15 protein-coding genes are annotated in these 16,991 nt (G+C 59.2%); 9 read left to right on the top strand and 6 right to left on the bottom strand.

Annotated elements, in window-relative coordinates; all coding sequences use genetic code 11:
• Positions 1-137: 137 nt before the first annotated feature.
• The 4 genes from dnaX to ACUZ9Q_RS01745 all read left to right on the top strand — a co-directional run bounded on the left by dnaX (position 138) and on the right by ACUZ9Q_RS01745 (position 5,137).
• Positions 138-2,171 carry a DNA polymerase III subunit gamma/tau gene (gene dnaX / locus ACUZ9Q_RS01760; RefSeq protein ID WP_449247212.1) on the top strand — a complete coding sequence of 678 codons (2,034 nt, stop codon included), beginning with the start codon at positions 138-140 and terminating at the stop codon, positions 2,169-2,171.
• An 88-nt stretch (positions 2,172-2,259) separates the two neighbouring features.
• Positions 2,260-2,571 (top strand): YbaB/EbfC family nucleoid-associated protein, encoded by a 312-nt coding sequence (locus tag ACUZ9Q_RS01755; RefSeq protein WP_192112277.1) that lies wholly within the window; start codon positions 2,260-2,262, stop codon positions 2,569-2,571.
• Positions 2,572-2,575: 4 nt separating this feature from the next.
• A complete protein-coding gene (gene recR / locus ACUZ9Q_RS01750; RefSeq protein ID WP_022657734.1) occupies positions 2,576-3,187 on the top strand; it encodes a recombination mediator RecR in 612 nt (203 codons plus the stop codon).
• 354 nt (positions 3,188-3,541) lie between these two features.
• Positions 3,542-5,137, top strand: a complete 1,596-nt coding sequence (locus ACUZ9Q_RS01745; protein WP_449247211.1) for a methyl-accepting chemotaxis protein — start codon at positions 3,542-3,544, stop codon at positions 5,135-5,137.
• 130 nt (positions 5,138-5,267) lie between these two features.
• Here ACUZ9Q_RS01745 and ACUZ9Q_RS01740 read toward each other — a convergent pair whose 3' ends face one another.
• A complete protein-coding gene (locus ACUZ9Q_RS01740; RefSeq protein ID WP_449247210.1) occupies positions 5,268-6,101 on the bottom strand; it encodes a split-Soret cytochrome c in 834 nt (277 codons plus the stop codon).
• 285 nt (positions 6,102-6,386) lie between these two features.
• Here ACUZ9Q_RS01740 and dnaK point away from each other — a divergent pair, with 285 nt between their 5' ends.
• The 4 genes from dnaK (at position 6,387) to gatA (ending at position 11,763) form a co-directional block, all read left to right on the top strand.
• Positions 6,387-8,303 carry a molecular chaperone DnaK gene (dnaK, locus tag ACUZ9Q_RS01735; protein ID WP_192112274.1) on the top strand — a complete coding sequence of 639 codons (1,917 nt, stop codon included), beginning with the start codon at positions 6,387-6,389 and terminating at the stop codon, positions 8,301-8,303.
• 141 nt (positions 8,304-8,444) lie between these two features.
• A complete protein-coding gene (locus ACUZ9Q_RS01730; RefSeq protein WP_449247209.1) occupies positions 8,445-9,839 on the top strand; it encodes a hypothetical protein in 1,395 nt (464 codons plus the stop codon).
• A gap of 35 nt (positions 9,840-9,874) precedes the next feature.
• Complete coding sequence (gatC, locus tag ACUZ9Q_RS01725) at positions 9,875-10,171, top strand: Asp-tRNA(Asn)/Glu-tRNA(Gln) amidotransferase subunit GatC (RefSeq protein WP_298995414.1); 297 nt, start codon at positions 9,875-9,877, stop codon at positions 10,169-10,171.
• 131 nt (positions 10,172-10,302) lie between these two features.
• Positions 10,303-11,763, top strand: a complete 1,461-nt coding sequence (gene gatA / locus ACUZ9Q_RS01720) for an Asp-tRNA(Asn)/Glu-tRNA(Gln) amidotransferase subunit GatA (protein WP_297892724.1) — start codon at positions 10,303-10,305, stop codon at positions 11,761-11,763.
• A gap of 838 nt (positions 11,764-12,601) precedes the next feature.
• On the opposite strand, the gene ACUZ9Q_RS01715 is transcribed toward gatA, so the two are convergent.
• From ACUZ9Q_RS01715 to ACUZ9Q_RS01695, 5 genes are all read right to left on the bottom strand, one after another.
• Positions 12,602-13,384: a 4Fe-4S binding protein gene (locus tag ACUZ9Q_RS01715; RefSeq protein WP_449247208.1), complete on the bottom strand. Its 783-nt coding sequence runs from the start codon at positions 13,382-13,384 to the stop codon at positions 12,602-12,604.
• On the bottom strand, positions 13,374-14,228 hold the full coding sequence (locus ACUZ9Q_RS01710) for a substrate-binding domain-containing protein (RefSeq protein WP_449247207.1): 855 nt from the start codon (positions 14,226-14,228) through the stop codon (positions 13,374-13,376). The genes ACUZ9Q_RS01715 and ACUZ9Q_RS01710 overlap by 11 nt, the downstream gene beginning before the upstream one ends.
• 206 nt (positions 14,229-14,434) lie before the next feature.
• The gene (locus ACUZ9Q_RS01705; RefSeq protein ID WP_308583786.1) at positions 14,435-14,611 is read right to left on the bottom strand and encodes a hypothetical protein; all 177 of its coding nucleotides are present in this window, start codon (positions 14,609-14,611) and stop codon (positions 14,435-14,437) included.
• A gap of 99 nt (positions 14,612-14,710) precedes the next feature.
• Positions 14,711-15,610 carry a M23 family metallopeptidase gene (locus ACUZ9Q_RS01700; RefSeq protein WP_022657723.1) on the bottom strand — a complete coding sequence of 300 codons (900 nt, stop codon included), beginning with the start codon at positions 15,608-15,610 and terminating at the stop codon, positions 14,711-14,713.
• Positions 15,611-15,645: 35 nt separating this feature from the next.
• The gene (locus tag ACUZ9Q_RS01695) at positions 15,646-16,449 is read right to left on the bottom strand and encodes a tRNA lysidine(34) synthetase (RefSeq protein ID WP_449247206.1); all 804 of its coding nucleotides are present in this window, start codon (positions 16,447-16,449) and stop codon (positions 15,646-15,648) included.
• Between the two features lie 258 nt (positions 16,450-16,707).
• Between ACUZ9Q_RS01695 and rpoZ the strand changes: the two genes are divergently transcribed.
• Positions 16,708-16,944, top strand: coding sequence for a DNA-directed RNA polymerase subunit omega (rpoZ, locus tag ACUZ9Q_RS01690; protein ID WP_022657721.1), 237 nt, complete (start codon positions 16,708-16,710; stop codon positions 16,942-16,944).
• Positions 16,945-16,991: the final 47 nt, after the last annotated feature.

Raw genomic sequence — 16,991 nt, 5'->3', positions numbered from 1 at the left:
GTAAACAAGTCCGCCCTGCGTCGTAATCCGGCGCAACACGGACACAACAGGTAACAGCCTTTCCTGCGGGTTCGCGCATAGCGCAATCCGGGACTGCCCGACAGCCCGTTGGTCATCTTTCAAAGGCAACGAGCGCCATGAAACATCTTTCCCTCGCCGCACGATACAGGCCGCAAAACTTCGCCCAGGTAGCAGGACAGGACATGGTCAAGGCCGTCCTTTCCCGTGCTGCGGCAGAAGACAGGCCCGCAGCCGCCTACCTTTTGAGCGGCACTCGCGGCGTGGGCAAAACCACCATTGCCCGTATTTTTGCCAAGGCGCTCAACTGCCAGCACGCTCCGGGGCCGGAACCCTGCAACCAGTGCGAGCAGTGCCGCAAGATCACCCAGGGCGTTCACGTTGACGTGACCGAAATCGACGGCGCTTCCAACAACAGTGTGGAAGACGCCCGCTCCCTGCGTGAAACCATCGGCTACGCGCCCATGGAAGGCCGCTACAAGATTTTCATCATTGACGAAGCTCATATGCTCACCCGCAACGCCTTCAACGCGTTGCTGAAAACGCTGGAAGAACCGCCGGAACGCGTGGTCTTTATCTTTGCCACCACCGAGGCGCACAAATTCCCCATCACCATTGTGAGCCGCTGCCAGCATTTTGTGTTTCGCCACCTGAGCGAAGACGCGCTCTTTGCCCACCTCACCGCCGTGCTACGCAAGGAAAACGCGGCCTTTGAAGAAGGGGCCGTGCGGCTTATTGCTCGCAGGGCGGCGGGCAGCGTGCGCGACAGCATGTCGCTGCTCGATCAGACCCTCGCCCTTGGCGGCGAGGAACTCACCGTTGCAGCCACCCGGCAGGTGCTCGGCCTCGCAGGGCAGGAACTGTTTGCAGAGCTGTTTACCGCCCTGCAAGGGCAGGATTGCGCCGCCGTGGCAAACCTCTGCGGGCAGATATTGCAGCAGGGTGTGGATATTGGCTTTTTCATGCGTGAGCTTGCGGGCAATCTGCGCAACCTCTTTTTACTGCGCCAGAGCGGTCAGGCCATTGTGCCGAGCCTGCGCCTCCCTGCAGACGAAGCCGCCCTCTGGCAGGGCATTGCCCCGCAATTTTCTGCCGCTCACCTGCACGCGGCATGGCAGATGGCCCTTGACGCGCAACGCGGCATAGTGCAAAGCCCGGAACCAGCAGCAGCGCTTGAACTGCTTTTGCTCAACCTTGCCCTGCTGCCGCAGTTGCTGCCCGTTGGGCAGGCCACGCCCGGCCCCGGCGGCCAGGCTGGCGGAGCTGGTCAGTCATCAGTGCAGGCCCCAAGTCAGGCAGCCGCACAGGGAAGCCAACAGCAGGCTCAGGCAGTGCCCCCCTCTGCGCAGCGTATGGAAAGCAGTGCGGGAATGCCCGCCGGAAGCGTGCAGGTGGCTCAATCCCGCCCCAGGGATGCCGCCACCGGGCAGCACGCCGCCAATGATGCGGACGATGCGGAATCTGACGAGCCTGACGCGGCCCAGAGTTTTGCTGCCCCCACGCACCGCCCCTGGCGGCCCGGTGCGCAAACAGGAGCAGCGCAACCTGATCTGGGCAGCACAGATCTGGCCATCTCAGATATGGGTAGGCCAAATCAGGGTAGCCCCGGCCAGAAGGCCCTCCGTCAGGAAGATTCTGGCTCACGAAATTTCGGGCAAGATGATTCTGGACAAAATGGAGCTGGCTCCAGTAATTCTGACCAGCCGGACTCCGGCGCAAGCGTTGCTGACGGGCAAGGCTTCAACCGGGGCGGCGCAGGCACACCAGGCCAGGGCAAGCAGGAAGGTCAGGCTGCCTGCAACTGGACGGCATTTTGTGATTTTTGCTCTTCATGGCAAGGTGCCGGGCGCGACATGCCGCGCCAGCATTTGCTGCGCAGCGTGAGCGCCACATGGGCTGACGGAATTTTACGCCTCGCCCCCAAGGCTGAAACCCAGTTGTTCCAGCTTGAACGCGGACGTGAGGAGCTGACAGCAGCTCTGGCCGCCTACGGCGCAGGGCAGACGCAACTTGAACTCGTGGCGCCCCGGCCCTATCGCCCCGAGGCGGAACTGATTGAAGAATTCAGCCAGAGACCCGAGTTGCAACCCTGCCTTGAAGTGCTGAACGCACGGGTCAAAGGGTGCCGCCCGGTGGATCAGGATAACCGCTGAGTCCGCTGGCAACTGAAAAAAACTTTCCGCGTCCGCCCGGCCCAAGCCGCCGGAACCGGAAGCATGCAACAGACGCAAGGAGAAACACATGCGGAACATGAACGACATTCTGCGCCAGGCGCAGGTTATGCAGAACAAGATCGCCAAACTCCAGCAGGAAATGGGCGAACACAGCTACGAAGCCAGCAGCGGCGGCGGCATGGTCAAGGCCGAAGTCTCCGGCAAGCAGGAACTGCGCAAACTTATCATTGACCCCAAGGCCCTTGAAGGCAACGATGTTGAAATGCTCCAGGATCTTATTCTGGCTGCTGTTAATGAAGCCGGCCGCATCGCCCGTGAAACCATGGAGCGCGAAATGAGCTCCATCTCCGGCGGCATCAAGCTGCCCGGCCTTTTCTAGAGCCATGCACGATCGGATTCCCGAACCGCTCAAGGCCCTGGTAGAGCAGCTTTCGCGTCTGCCGGGCCTTGGCCCCAAATCCGCCATGCGGGCCGCCATGGCCCTGCTCAAATGGCCGGAAGCCGAAACACGGCGTCTTGGGCGCGGCATCCACGACCTGCGCGACAATCTGCACCTCTGCTCGCGCTGCGGCGGGCTTTCTTCCACTGACCCCTGCGCGGTCTGTTCCGATACCGAGCGCGCCCGCGATACGCTTTGCCTTGTCACGGAATGGGACAGCATGCTCACGCTGGACGAAGGCGGCTTTTATCACGGCCAGTATTTGATACTGGGCGGCCTGCTCGCCCCTCTTGAGCGCATGGATTCCGACAGCCTCGACATGGACAGGCTGGTGAAGCGCCTGGGCGAAGGCGAGGTGCATGAGCTTATTCTTGCCCTGGGTGCGACGCTTGAGGCAGAAAATACAGCTTCCTTCATTCGGCAGATGGTGCGCAGGCAGTTCCCTGCCGTGCGCGTTTCGCGTCTTGCACAGGGTATCCCCCTTGGGGCCGAAGTAAAATTCATGGACAAAGAAACCTTGCGACAATCCCTGCAATTCCGGCAAGATCTCTCCTGACATTCCGCATACCCAACTCAGCGACTCGTCTTTTTTTTCACTCCGCTATAAATCTTTCGATGATTATGCCGTAAGAAGGGCAACACGGAGATTGTCTGCCTTGCCCTGCAATGCGCTTGTGATTTGTGCACATTTGCACAATCTCCTTGTTTTTCTGCCTCCCGGCATATACTATTAGATACATAATATATGCTATGTGTTTTGCCAAAGACATATGCATCGTAAGAACTTTCAGGAATCTCAGTGGGATGGTTTCTGTTTGCGCGTTGCATTGCTTTGCACTGGCCAACTGACAGCGCCCAGGCCAAATGGCGTTTGCCAGCAAATCAAAGGCGCAGGATGAGGTTCTATTCCATGAACATGACTTTGGCTTATCGCATCATTTTTGTTTTTGTTGCGGGTCTTGTACTGGCCTGTATGGCCATGCTCATCGGGTTTGCCATGGTTCTGGGCGATGCCCTGTCCGGCGCTGCCACACTGAAAGCCCTGCTGATTGGCGGTGGCTTTACACTCCTGCTAGCCGTTGCCGGCTCCTTCTTTATCTGCAACAGGCTCTGCCCCATCCGCAAAATTGTACTCTACGCCAAGGCTATTGCCGCAGGTGATGAAAAAGCAAAGCTGGACATAGACCGTTCCGACTGTCTGGGCCACATGGCCACGGCTCTGCAAGAAATGGTAGCCAAGCTCGAAGGCCAGGCTCACTGGTACGAGAGCATACTCAATACCCTGCCCCTCTCCATTTCGGTAACAGATAACGACATGGTCTGGACCTTCTGCAACAAGGTCGCGCTTGAAAGCATGAATAAATCCTGTCAGGGCGATGTGGTGGGTAAACATTGCTCGGAAAAGCAGGGCAACATCTGCAACACGCCGCAGTGCGGCATTGAACAACTGCGCCTGGGCAACAAGCGGGTCATCAATGAGATGCCCAATGGCAAAACCATGCAGATCATGCTCGACTTTTTGCAGGACCGGCGCGGCAACGTGGTGGGCCATGTGGAAATCGGCGAGGACATCACCGCCCGCATTGCCCTTGAGAAGAAGGCCGAGCAAGCCGCGCACAAGGCCCGCATGGAGACTGTGAACCAGCTTGAGGGCGTTGTGGAAACATTGCAGCATGCCGCCAACACTCTCGACAAATCACTCAACGATGTACGCGACAAGTCCGGCACGGTGGCCGACCGCATGGCCGAAACCGCCACTGCCATGGACGAAATGAACTCCACCGTGCTTGAAGTGGCCCACAATGCAGATGGCGCTGCCGATGCGGCCAATTCCGTGCAGGGACACGCTCAGGAAGGCGCGGACATTGTGCTGCGCACCATCAAGAATATGCAGGAAGTGCAAGGCAAGGCCTCTGGCCTCAAGGGTGAAATGAGCACGCTGGACAAACAGGCAAGGGACATTGGCGCCGTGCTGACGCTTATCCGCGACATTGCCGACCAGACGAACCTGCTTGCCCTTAACGCCGCCATTGAAGCCGCCCGCGCTGGCGATGCTGGCCGCGGCTTTGCCGTGGTGGCCGATGAGGTGCGCAAACTGGCCGAAAAAACCATGAGCGCCACCAGCGAGGTGGAAAAAGCCATTGCCGCCATTCAGGAAGGCACCAGCAAAAGCGCCACCACGGTGGATACCACGGTCAATTCCATTGAAGAGGTGAGCCACATGGCGCAGGAATCGGGGCACTCGCTTGACCTTATCTCAAATCTTGCAGGCGATTCCAGCAGCCGGGTTTCCGCCATTGCCGCGGCAGCCACCCAGCAGTCGGCAGCTTCGGAAGAAATCAACCGCAATATTGCCGAGGTCAACACGCTGAGCGCCCGCATAGCAGAGGCCACCAATGCCGCCGCCGGTCAGGTGCGCGACCTTGCCGCTCAGGTCAATATTGTAACGGGCATCCTTGACGACATCCGCAAAAGCGACGCCAGCCAGAGTAAACCCAATATATAAGGATGTGCTGCCTCGTGGCGGCACAAGCAACAAACAGCGCCGAAACCCAGGTTTCGGCGCTGTTTGTTTTATGTTCGATGCCTGCACTGCAAAGCTAACAGGCACAGATGCCAAGCGTTAGACAAAAAGGCTAGGGATGATCCTTGAACTTGTTCATTGTACCCTTTGCGCCGCTATGGCAGGGGGTGCAGTCCATGGTTCCCTTGGCCCAGTTGGCTTCATTTCCCTTGGTTTGGTGGCATTCGCCGCAATATGACACGGACTTCTGCACAGGGAATACCCCTTTGTAATCTTTGCCTGCATCAATCTTGGTGTTGAGAATTTCCGCCGTTTTTGCTGCCACGTCAGCCGTCAGCCTGCCGCAACGCTCGCTGCGTTGTTTGCTTTCGGCTTCAATTTTATTGACGTAACACCACTTGGAAACAGAGATGTGACACAGAACCGAATCCGATTCACTCTGCGGCAGGCTCCCCTTGAAACCCAGTGCCTTTTCACCGGGATCAAACACGGGGAGCTTTGCGGTTTCGTACCAGCGGAACAGATCATTGGCCATCGGCCGCACTTCCTTTCTGCCCCAGAACAGGGAAAAGGTTGATACGCCGCCATAAAGAGCCCCGCAAATTGTGCCCCAATCCGAAATGCCGCCCTTGTTGGCCTCGAGCATGGCAAAGGGAAACTGGTTGTACGGCGCGCCGTATTTTTCTGCCATTAGGCCAATGATGGCATAAAACGCGCCATAACCACAGCCGTAGTCGTTGTGCCAGTAGCCAAGGTAGGCCACTTCTGCGCACTCCTTGGGATCAAGCTTGTGCGGTTTCCAGCCATGATCTCCACCGACCTGCTCAAAACGGCCACCCGGCTGCGTCTGCCCCGCAGCAAGGCTGTTGCCGACGACAGATGTCATACCGCCCGCAAGTACAAGCCCGCCAAGCCCTGTCAATAGTGTTCTTCTGCCAAATTCCATAGGTCTCCTCCTGATGTTATTTGACATACCAGAGAAAGGGTATGTGAAAAAAAAAGCTACAGCTCTTTTAACCCGACAGTCAATGAGGGCGCAGGGCACAAAAGGAATTTTTTGTTTTTTTTCCACAACAAGACTAGACGATAACGGAGAAGGACTTACATATTGTTCGCGCCCAACCAATGGCGCTGATTTTCCCGCGCTCGCCGCCGTTTGCGCACTCCCTGAGGCCCCTCGGAGGTGGTAGCGCGAAGCGCACAGAGAAGTTTTCCTGAGGAGGATTCAGATATGTCCAAGATTATAGGCATCGACCTGGGTACCACGAACTCCTGCGTCTACGTCATGGAGGGCAAGGACCCCAAGTGCATCACCAATCCCGAAGGTGGCCGTACCACTCCTTCCGTGGTCGCCTTTACAGATAAGGAACGTCTGGTTGGCGATATCGCCAAGCGCCAGGCTGTTACCAACCCCAAGCGCACGGTTTTCGCCATCAAGCGCCTTATGGGCCGTAAATTTGAAAGCCCTGAAGTTGGCCGCTGGAAAGAGCATTCGCCCTACGCCATCGTCAAGGCCGCCAATGACGACGCAGGCGTGGAAGTTGATGGTCGCACCTACAGCGCGCCTGAAGTTTCGGCCATGATTCTGGCCAAGCTGAAGGCCGATGCGGAAGCCTACCTTGGCGAAACCGTTACCGAAGCGGTTATCACCGTGCCCGCCTACTTTAACGATGCCCAGCGCCAGGCCACCAAGGACGCAGGCCGCATCGCCGGTCTTGACGTCAAGCGTATCATCAACGAGCCCACTGCGGCTTCGCTGGCGTACGGCGCTGACAAAAAGGCCAACGAAAAGATCGCCGTGTTCGACCTCGGCGGCGGCACCTTTGATATTTCCATCCTTGAAGTTGGCGACAACGTTGTGGAAGTGCGCGCCACCAATGGCGACACCTTCCTCGGCGGCGAAGACTTTGACCAGCGCGTCATCAACTTCCTGGTGGAAGAGTTCAAGCGCGAAAACGGCATTGACCTTGCCAAGGACAGCATGGCCCTCCAGCGCCTGAAAGAAGCCGCTGAAAAGGCCAAGAAAGACCTTTCCACCTCCATGGAGGCCGAGGTCAACCTGCCCTTTATCACTGCCGACCAGAACGGCCCCAAGCACATGCTCATCAAGATTGGCCGCGCCAAGCTTGAATCGCTGGTCAGCGACCTTGTTGACCGCACCATTGAGCCCTGCAAAAAGGCCCTGGCCGATGCGGGCATGAGCGCCTCGCAGATTGACGAAGTCATTCTTGTGGGCGGCATGACCCGTATGCCTCTGGTGCAGAGCGTGGTGGGCAAGTTCTTTGGCAAGGAGCCCAACCGCTCCGTGAACCCGGACGAAGTTGTGGCCATGGGCGCTGCCATTCAGGGCGGCATCCTCACCGGCGACGTCAAGGACGTGCTGCTGCTCGACGTGACCCCGCTTTCCCTTGGTATCGAAACCATGGGCGGCGTGTTCACCAAGCTGATCGACCGGAACACCACCATCCCGACGCGTAAAAGTCAGGTGTTCACTACGGCGTCCGACAACCAGCCCTCGGTGTCCATCCACGTGCTTCAGGGCGAGCGCCCCATGGCGCCCGACAACATGACCCTGGCCCGTTTTGACCTGGCTGGCATTCCCCCGGCGCCCCGTGGCGTGCCGCAGATCGAGGTGTCTTTTGACATCGACGCCAACGGCATCGTGAACGTGTCCGCCAAGGATATGGGCACCGGCAAGGAACAGTCCATCAAGATCACGGCTTCTTCCGGCCTGTCGGAAGACGACATCCAGCGTCTGGTGCGCGAGGCTGAAACCCACGCCACGGACGACAAGAAGAAGCAGGAACTGATTGAAGCGCGCAACCACGCCGACAGCCTGATCTATGGCACGGAGAAATCCCTGACCGATCTTGGCGACAAGGCCGATGCCGCGCTCAAGAGCGACATTGACGGCAAAATCGCCGCCCTGCGCAAGCTTATGGAAGGCGAAGACGCCGCAGCCATCAAGGCTGCCACCGACGACCTCGCCAAGACCTCGCACAAGCTTGCCGAACAGCTCTATCAGCAGCAGGCCCAGCAGACTGGCGGCCAGCCCGGCGCAGAGGCCGGAGCCGCAGGCGCAGGCCAGCAGCACGGCAATGCGGGTGATGATGTTGTGGACGCAGACTACACTGAAGTGAAGAAATAAGGGCAAGGGCAGCTCGGCGGCATACGCCCCGAACTTGCAACCACGCCTACCCTGTACTAAAAAGGTCTGGTTCCCTGAACCAGACCTTTTTTTGCGGCCCGCGTACGACGGGCCTGCCGGTACTACAACCAGGATACCGTCATGAATTTTTGCCGCTCTTTCGCCGCGCTGGCCCGCAATGTTTCGCTGCTGGCGCTTCTTGGCTGTCTTGCCGCGTGTCAGATGCCCTTTGGCCTTGGTCAAAGAGCGCCCGAACCCAAACCCCAACCGGTTGCCCCCGCGGCCGTTACCGGCCCCTGCGTGGTGCTGGCCCTGCCGTCTTCCGGCACGTATGCCCCCATTGCGAGCAAGGTGCGCCACGGCGCGCAGATGGCCCAGAGCGAGCTTGCCGCCAGCGGCGTCAAGATGCGCCTTGAAACGGTCAATACCGAAGCCGCCGACTGGTTGCAGCGTCTGGACGCTCTGCCCCCGGCCTGCGCTGTTGTGGGCGGCCCCCTGCAGGCGCGCAACTACGCTCAGGCCCGCGAGCACGGTCAGCTCGAAAAAAGAGCCTTCTTCACCTTTGTGCCTTCGCTTGAGCAGGGCGATGAAGGAGCGCGCGCATGGCGCTTTTTCCCCAGCCCGCAAGACCAGATCGACACGCTCATCAACTTTGCCAGCACTGGCCTGAACATCCGCACCTACGGAGCCTTCTATCCCACCGATGCGTACGGTGTGCGTATGACCGGCCTCATGGAACAGAGCCTTGCCAGCCACAACATGCTGCTGCAAAAGGCCTCGTATAACCCTGCCGACTCCACCTCGTGGAGCAATGCAGTGGCTCCGCTCATCAATGCCCAGACGCCGCAGGGCAGCAAAACCCCTGTGCCGCAGACATCCTTTGAAGCCCTGTTCCTGCCAGATTCGTGGAAGAGCATGGAAATGCTGACCACAAGCCTGCTCTATAACGGCGAGGACCGGCTGGTGCTTCTGGGAACCACGCTTTGGGAGCAAAGCCTCTCCGGCAAAACGGTTGCCAATGCCGACAAGTTCGCTCTGGCGGTCTTTCCCGGCGCATGGAACCAGCCGCAGGCCCCCCGCGCCCTTCAGGCGCCCGGCACGGACTTCTGGAACGCCCTGGGCTACGACTTTGTGCGCTTTGCCGTGTCCATGGGGCTTGATTCACGCCTGACCACGCCGCAGGTTACGGCCCGCGCGCAGCGCGCCTCCAAGATGATCTGGGGCATGGCCCCCATTTCGTGGGACAACGCGGGCGTTGCCCACCAAAAGCTCTTCTTGTTCGGCGTTTCGCCCACCGGTATGACGCCCGTGGATGTGGAAACCTTCCAGCAAACCCGCGCTCGTGTATTGCAACAGGCGGCTCTGCGTATGCAGGGCCTGCCGCCCGTGGACGCCACCGGCGCGCCCCTTGCAGCCCCTGCCGCAGGCGCGGAAGCCGCCCCGGCAGTGCAGACTGGTCAGACTCCGCCGTCTGCGCCCATCATGAGCAACACGCCGCGCCCCTCGTATAAACTCAGCCTGCCCGCAGCGCGCTGATCGCGCCCGCAGGCATTGCCTTTAAAGGACTACACATGGCAGACAACAAAACCATCAGTCTGGAAGAAGTGGCCCACATGGCTACACTTTCCCGGTTGAGCGTCAGCGAGGAAGAACAGACCCTGTTTGCCCGCCAGATGGGCGATATTCTGGCCTATATGGACGTGCTCGCGCGCGTGGACACCAAGGATGTGGAGCCTTTGTACAGCCCGGCCCAGCATCCAGGCCCCCTGAGGGACGATGTGTCGGCCCGGCGGCGTGAGCGTAGCGAAGTGCTCGCCAACGCGCCCGAGGCCGATGGCGAATATTTCATCGTGCCCCGCATCGTATAGAGCAGTTTCAGAGTAATATTGCTCTGGCCCGGCCAGTGCAGCAGCCCGGCGCAGTCACCCGCGCCGGCGTATACCGCACCCAAACGCACAGCATTGCGCAAACCGCAGTGCAGAACATATTTGAGAACGCCATGACCGAAATTTGTTCCCTCTCGCTCACACAAGCGGCTCAGGCCCTGCAAAAAAAGGAACTGAGCGCAGTTGACGCCGTTACGGCCTGCCTTGCGCGCATGGACGCCACTGAACCGCGCATAGCGGCCATGCTGACCGTGGACAGGGAAGGGGCACTTGCCGCTGCCGCCGCCCTGGACAAGGAAGGCCCCAATCCGGCCAAGCCCCTGTGGGGTGTGCCGGTAACGGTCAAGGACGCCCTCTCCACCAAGGGGCTGCGCACAACTGCTGGTTCGCGCATTCTCGAAAATTACACTCCCTTTTATGACGCCTTTGCCGTGCAGCAACTGCGCGAGGCCGGGGCCGTTATTCTGGGCAAGAACAACATGGACGAGTTCGCCATGGGTTCCACCACGGAAAACTCCTCCTACCAGACCACCCGCAACCCGCGCGATGTCAACCGGGTCCCCGGCGGTTCCAGCGGCGGCTCCGCCGCTTCCGTCACTGCCGGGCAATGCTTTGCTTCGCTGGGTACGGACACCGGCGGCTCCATCCGTCAGCCCGCCTCCCTGTGCGGTTGCGTGGGCCTCAAGCCCACCTACGGCCGCGTGTCGCGCTACGGCGTCATCGCCTACGGCTCGTCACTGGATCAGGTGGGCCCGCTGACCCGCAGCGTGGAAGACTGCGCCCGCGTGCTCGGCGTTATCGCAGGGCATGACCAGCGTGACGGCACATGCGCCCCGCGCCCTGTGGACGACTATGTGACCGCCCTGAACAGCAAGCCCCTCAAGGGCGCGCGGCTGGGCATACCCAAGGAATTTTTTGGTGAAGGTCTGGCCCCTGAAGTGCGCGCCGTATGCCAGAACGCCATGAGCATTGCTCAGGCTCAGGGTGCGGAATTGGTGGAAGTGAGCCTGCCGCACACAGATGCGGCCATCGCAACCTACTATATTATCGCCATGGCCGAGGCCAGTTCCAACCTCGCCCGCTTTGACGGCGTTCGCTATGGCCGCCGCGCTGCGGATATCAAGAATCTTGAAGACCTGTACGTGCGCTCGCGCACCGAGGGCTTCGGACAGGAAGTCAAGCGCCGCATCATGCTGGGAGCCTATGTGCTTTCCTCCGGCTATTACGATGCGTATTACCGCAAGGCCGCACAGGTGCGCCGCCTCATCCGCGATGAATACCTCGCCGCCCTTGATAAATGCGATGCCCTGTGGGCCCCGGTTTCGCCCGTTCCTGCGTGGAATGTGGGCAGCCTGACCGCCGATCCGCTCCAGATGTACCTCATGGATGCCTACACGCTTTCGCTGAACCTTGCCGGTCTGCCCGGGCTTTCCATGCCTGTGGGTGTTGGTGCCGAGAGCGGTTTGCCCGTGGGTATGCAGCTTTTTGGCAAGGCCTTTGCCGAGGGCGAGTTGCTTTCTCTTGGGCATGCCTTGGAGCAGGTTTTGCCGGGGGTTGGAGCGCCAGCGCTGTAGATTCGTTTTTTGCAAGGATTTGCTGGGGAGCAGGCCTAAGGGTTTGCTCCCTTTTTTGTTAGCCTGACAGGCTCACATACTCCATCAGTACTCTTTCTCTTTTCTGCCCTTCGGGCACGGTATTCCGCCCTCCGGCGGCGTTTGGGACGCCTCCCCGGCGTGGGGCAGAGGGGACCTGTTAGGGGCTGCGCCCCTCCTAGGCCCCCTCTGCACTCCCCCCGGAACACCCCCTAAGAAGGGCTTTCAGCATTCTTCATGCGGCGAGGGCAACGCGACTATAGCTGCGGGAGCTTCCTTCCCTCGCTACGCTCGCTCAGGTGATCTCCCTCCGCGCCGCGTAAATGCCAGAGTTCGCTTTCGCTCTGGATGTGAATCTGTTTCAGCCAAATACCGCCGATACGTTGCCTGAAAAGGGCATGGCTTTGCACCGTTTTCAGGGCATCTCTAAAATTTCAATCATCACCAACTTGACCGATCCAGGTCGCAATGCATGAGACTTCGGGGCCACTCTCTCCTGCGAGCATTCCGCTCTTAATTCAACCGCAAGCAGGCAGAGAAATTACGAGTCAGAATAGTCCACTCGCCATCAAAAGCTGGTTGTGGCGTTGCCTTCCTTAAACTCGCCGGAGCGAACGCGGAGGCGATGGCTGGTGTTGAGTGAATTTGCAAAATACGCGTTTTGCGGCCTGAAAAGGAAGCGCCGGGATTTTGAGCGCAACGTACTCATGTACGTGAGCATCAAAATCCCGGCGCTGACGCATTCAGGGTACAAAAGTCGGGTTTGCGTAAATGCGCTCGACAGGCTCTACCCCGCTACTCAATTTCCCCTGCTTTTGCCTTAATTGCCCTTGCCACCGTACCGCTTCACCCCAAACCGGATGCAATCCGTGGGGCAACTCCCCGCGCAATCGCCGCAATTGGTGCAATTCTCCTCGCCCGGCCTCGTCCGCATAACGCAAACCCGCCTGCATTTGTCGCAATCATTGCACTGCTCCGTTCTGTAAAAACGGAACGGAGCAAACTTACGCGCAACCTCCAGCGCCGCGCCAAAAGGACAAACAAACCGGCACCAGCACATCAGCACAACCAGCCCCAACGCCAGCCCGCCCAAGGTGATAAGCAGACGCAAGTCCCACATGGGAAAGGCATGCTTCCACGTAAGCCATGCAGAAGGCCAAAATTCTCCCACACGAATAGGCACGTCCACGCGCGGCTGCCCCAGAACAAACCAGGCTGTCAGCCCCGCCGCCAACACCAGATACCGGGCCCAGCGAAAGTTCGCCACGCCGTCAGGGTTGGACCCAAAACGGAAAGGATTGAGCGCAAGTGCCCGGTTCACAAGCTGGCCAGGGCACAACCAGCCGCAAAAAGCCTTGCCAAACAGGGCCGCCACAGCCAGCCATACGCCCCAGAATCCCCAAAACATGCGCGCGGCCTGACCGGGACAGATAATGACCGGGCAGTTCTGGCAACTCACAAAGGGCACAACAAAGGGGCAGCGGAACACGCCAAACAAGGCCCACTCGCCCAAAAACAGCGTGGAGGCAAACAGTACCGCGCGGTTACACCACTGAAGAGCCCTCAACCGCAGGCTGGGACGGGCGACAATTTCATGCAACATCCTTTACCCCCAGCTTTTCCACAAGTTCCATGCCCTTGGACGAAATGGCAGGGATGAAGCCCGCCGTTTCAAAAAAAGCCTGCCCCAGCGCACTGGTAATCCAGTCCATATAGGCTGAGGCCTTTGCCGGATCAGTCGCGTTTGCCATCATGCCCACGGTAAAGGTCAACGGCCCGGCGGGGAAAAACCGCTCGGGAATTTCCACCAGATCCAGCCGATCAGCAAACCGCGTCATGCGGGTGATGCGCCGCTCCACAATCATGGCGTCAGCCTTGCCCTCGGCAACGCTTTCCACAGAACGCTGCACGCAGCTGCCCTGCTCGGGCACGTTGGCAAGCACCTTGGGCGTGATGTCCGCAGCTTTGAGGATGCCCATAACGGCCTGTCCGCCGGGAGCGGAAGCGTCCCGCGCCATGGAAACCCGCACGCCGGGGCGGGTCAGGTCTTCAATATCGCTGATTTTTGCGGGATTCCCCTTGGGAACCGCAATGACGTAACTGGTAAAGCACAAGGGCCTGAAATTGAGCATCTTGCCAGCCTTGCGCAGGTTTTGGGCCAGAGCCAAGACGCGCCCGGCAAAGACCTCCGTCTGCCCGCCGCCAGTCAGCAGGGATTTGCCCAAGGCTGCGGCAAAGGCTCCGGTGTAGACAACCTTGACGCCCGACTGCTGCTGATAGGCCTCATGCGCTGGCATCATGGCCTCGGCAAGCCCGCCGCACGACCATACCTGCAAGGTGCCGCCTTCCGCCGCATTGGCGGCTTGCGGCGTCAGCATGGCAGTGCCTGCTGCCCCCAGCGCCAACGATTTGAGAAAATCGCGCCGTCCTTTTTCGGTAGTTTCCATATGCCTCTCCACAAAGAATAGTGATCTCGCAAAAGCGCAAAGCGCGCCATCAAACGCTCAAAAATAAAAAACGGTTCCGCATTCTGGATGCGAAACCTGGATTGTGAGGGGGAGCGCCTGAGCTTAATTGATCGGGAGAGGGGGAATCAGCGGAAAGCCCGACCAGCGGCACGTAGCGAGACAACCTGCCCCACAGAACCCGCACGTCAGGTCATGCCCGCGCCCATGACTGCAAACATGCCAGCAGTCAGCATCGGCAGCCGCGAAAATGCCGCGAAAATATCAGACAGATTACGGCAGAAACCGCCACGCACCGCATGCCCCGGCGTGCTGGCGTGCGCGGCACTAAAAGGCCTGCCAGAAATTTTGTGATGCTTGCGCATGGTGCCGCATTTTCCCCATTGCTTGCGCCCGCCGCCGCAAACCGTTTATGGATGCGCGCCGGGGCATGATGCAAAAACGAACAATCGGAAATGGCCGGGCTACTCCAGAATATAGCGCATGGGGTCAACCGGCACACCGTTAAGGCGCACTTCGTAGTGCAGGTGCGGCCCTGTGGTGCGGCCACTCATGCCCACATAGCCCACAATTTCGCCGCGCTTGACCCACTGGCCTTCCTGCACGGCGCAACGTTGCATGTGCCCGTATTTGGTCACGATACCGCTGCCGTGGTTGATTTCAACACTGAAACCATACGCGCCATCACGCCCAGAGAGGGTCACCATACCCTGAGCTGGAGCCATAATGGGCGTGCCGATGCGGTTGGTGATGTCCAGGCCCTTGTGGAACTGCCCCCGCCCGCCAAAGGGTGCCGAGCGCCATCCAAAACTGGAAGAAACAAAACCCACCACAGGCCAGATGGTCGGCATGGAAGAAAGGGCATCGCGGTTTTCGCGCAGGGCCAGCAGCAAGTCCTGCTGGCGCACTTCTTCAAGTCGCACGGATTCAGAGAGACGGGTAAGGAATTCAAGCATCTTGCGGGCGGCAAGTTCCTGCCGGTGCAAGGGCAGATAGGTACGCGAAAAATCCCCCGGCCTGTCGCCGATGGAACCGGCCTCCGTGGGATCTTTCTCCATGTTCATCATGATGCGCAGCTTGGAGTCGAAGCTCTGCACCCGCTCCAGATCACGTCCCACAACAGAGATGCGCTCAACCAGATTCACAAGCTGGCGGCGCTGTTCTTCAATGGTTTTGTCTGCATTGCGCAGGTCGTCGCCCAGATGCCGGGTTTCAAGCCAACTGCGCAGCAGCCAGACATTGCAGGCCACAAGGGCCAGCACCAGCACGCAGGCAATAAAGCCAAACCAGCCGCGCATACGCAGGTTGCGGCTGCCGCTACGACCTTCAGTGAAGATGACTATGTGATATTTGCCGAACAGCATTGGGCTAACACTCTAGAGCCGGGATACGGCCCGTGTCAATCCGCAACGCCGTCACGCGCTTCTGCGTCCGGCAGGGGCTGCTCATCGCCCACGGCCGCAGCCACGCTGTTCTTTTCAAGCTGCCAGCGAGTCAAACCATTAAAAACGCACCGGCGCGAATCCTTGGATACCTTATACAGGTGTTCCAGCGTTTCCCCCATTGAACTGCGGGCGGTGTTACCCGCCGAGGGGCAGGCATTGGCCCAGATGGGCAGTTCCCACTGTTTGGCAGCCTTGAGGATAAACTTTTTCTCCACAAGCAGCAGCGGGCGTATCAATTGCAGCCCGCCGCCAAAAAAGGACTCATTCATGCTCATGCCGTCCACGCGGCCATTGCGGCTCAGATTCATGAAAAACGTCTGCACCAGATCGTCCGCATTGTGCCCAAGGGCGAGGTGGGTCACGCCATACTGTGCGCACAGCTCAAACAGGCGCTTGCGGCGCAGCCAGGAGCAGCGGAAACAGGCCGACCTGCGAAGATTTTTTTCTGAATGCGCGTCTGGGCCATAAGTTGTCATTTCAATATGGCCGGGTATGCCCCGCTTGGCCAGCCAGGGCAAAAGGGCCGCATGGCTCTGCTCGTCAAAACCAGGGTTGAGGTGAATCGCCATGATTTCAAAGTGAAAAGGTACGATTCCCTGGCGAATTTTAAGGCTTTGCAGCAGCACAAAGCTGTCCACGCCGCCAGAAACGGCAACAGCAACCCTGCAGCCAGGCCACAACATGCCTGTTTTCTGCATGGCCTTGCCCGCGCTTTTAACACAGGTTTCCTGTGCGAATGATCTTTTTTCTCTGCTCATAATTTTCCTGTACACCCGTTGACGGCAAACCCGTAAAATTTCGGGATGCCTGTTGTTCCGCGCTGGCTGCCGCTTCAGCAGGACTATTGACAGCACAGCGGACGACATATATCAATTCTTATTTCAGCAGGAGAATCCTGCGCCAAGGCGTATGCACACGCCCGGCCTTTACAAATGGTCGGGCGGTATTATTTATCAACCGGGTTGCCCGTGGCGGCCCGGAATGCGGCGTTTAAGCCGCGTACTTACGGAGGCAGCATGGCCCGTATTACCGTGGAAGATTGTCAGCAGCGCGTGGACAACCGTTTTCTGCTGGTGCAGATGGCTATCAAGCGTGTGCATCAGTACCGCGAAGGCTATGAACCGCTGGTAGAATCTCGCAACAAAGAGGCCGTGACCGCCCTGCGCGAAATTGCCGCCGGAAAGGTTCTGCCTGATGACGACAGTCTTTACAACCCCCTGCCCGGCCATAACGCGGCCGCCGCAGAGGAGTAGCCTTTTGGGGACAAATTGTCCGCGCGGCGGCTTCCCCAGGGGAGCCG

It is taken from the genome of Desulfovibrio desulfopostgatei, from assembly GCF_053570645.1.
Note: the sequence above shows the minus strand (reverse complement) of the source record. Positions and strands in the feature narration are given on the sequence as shown.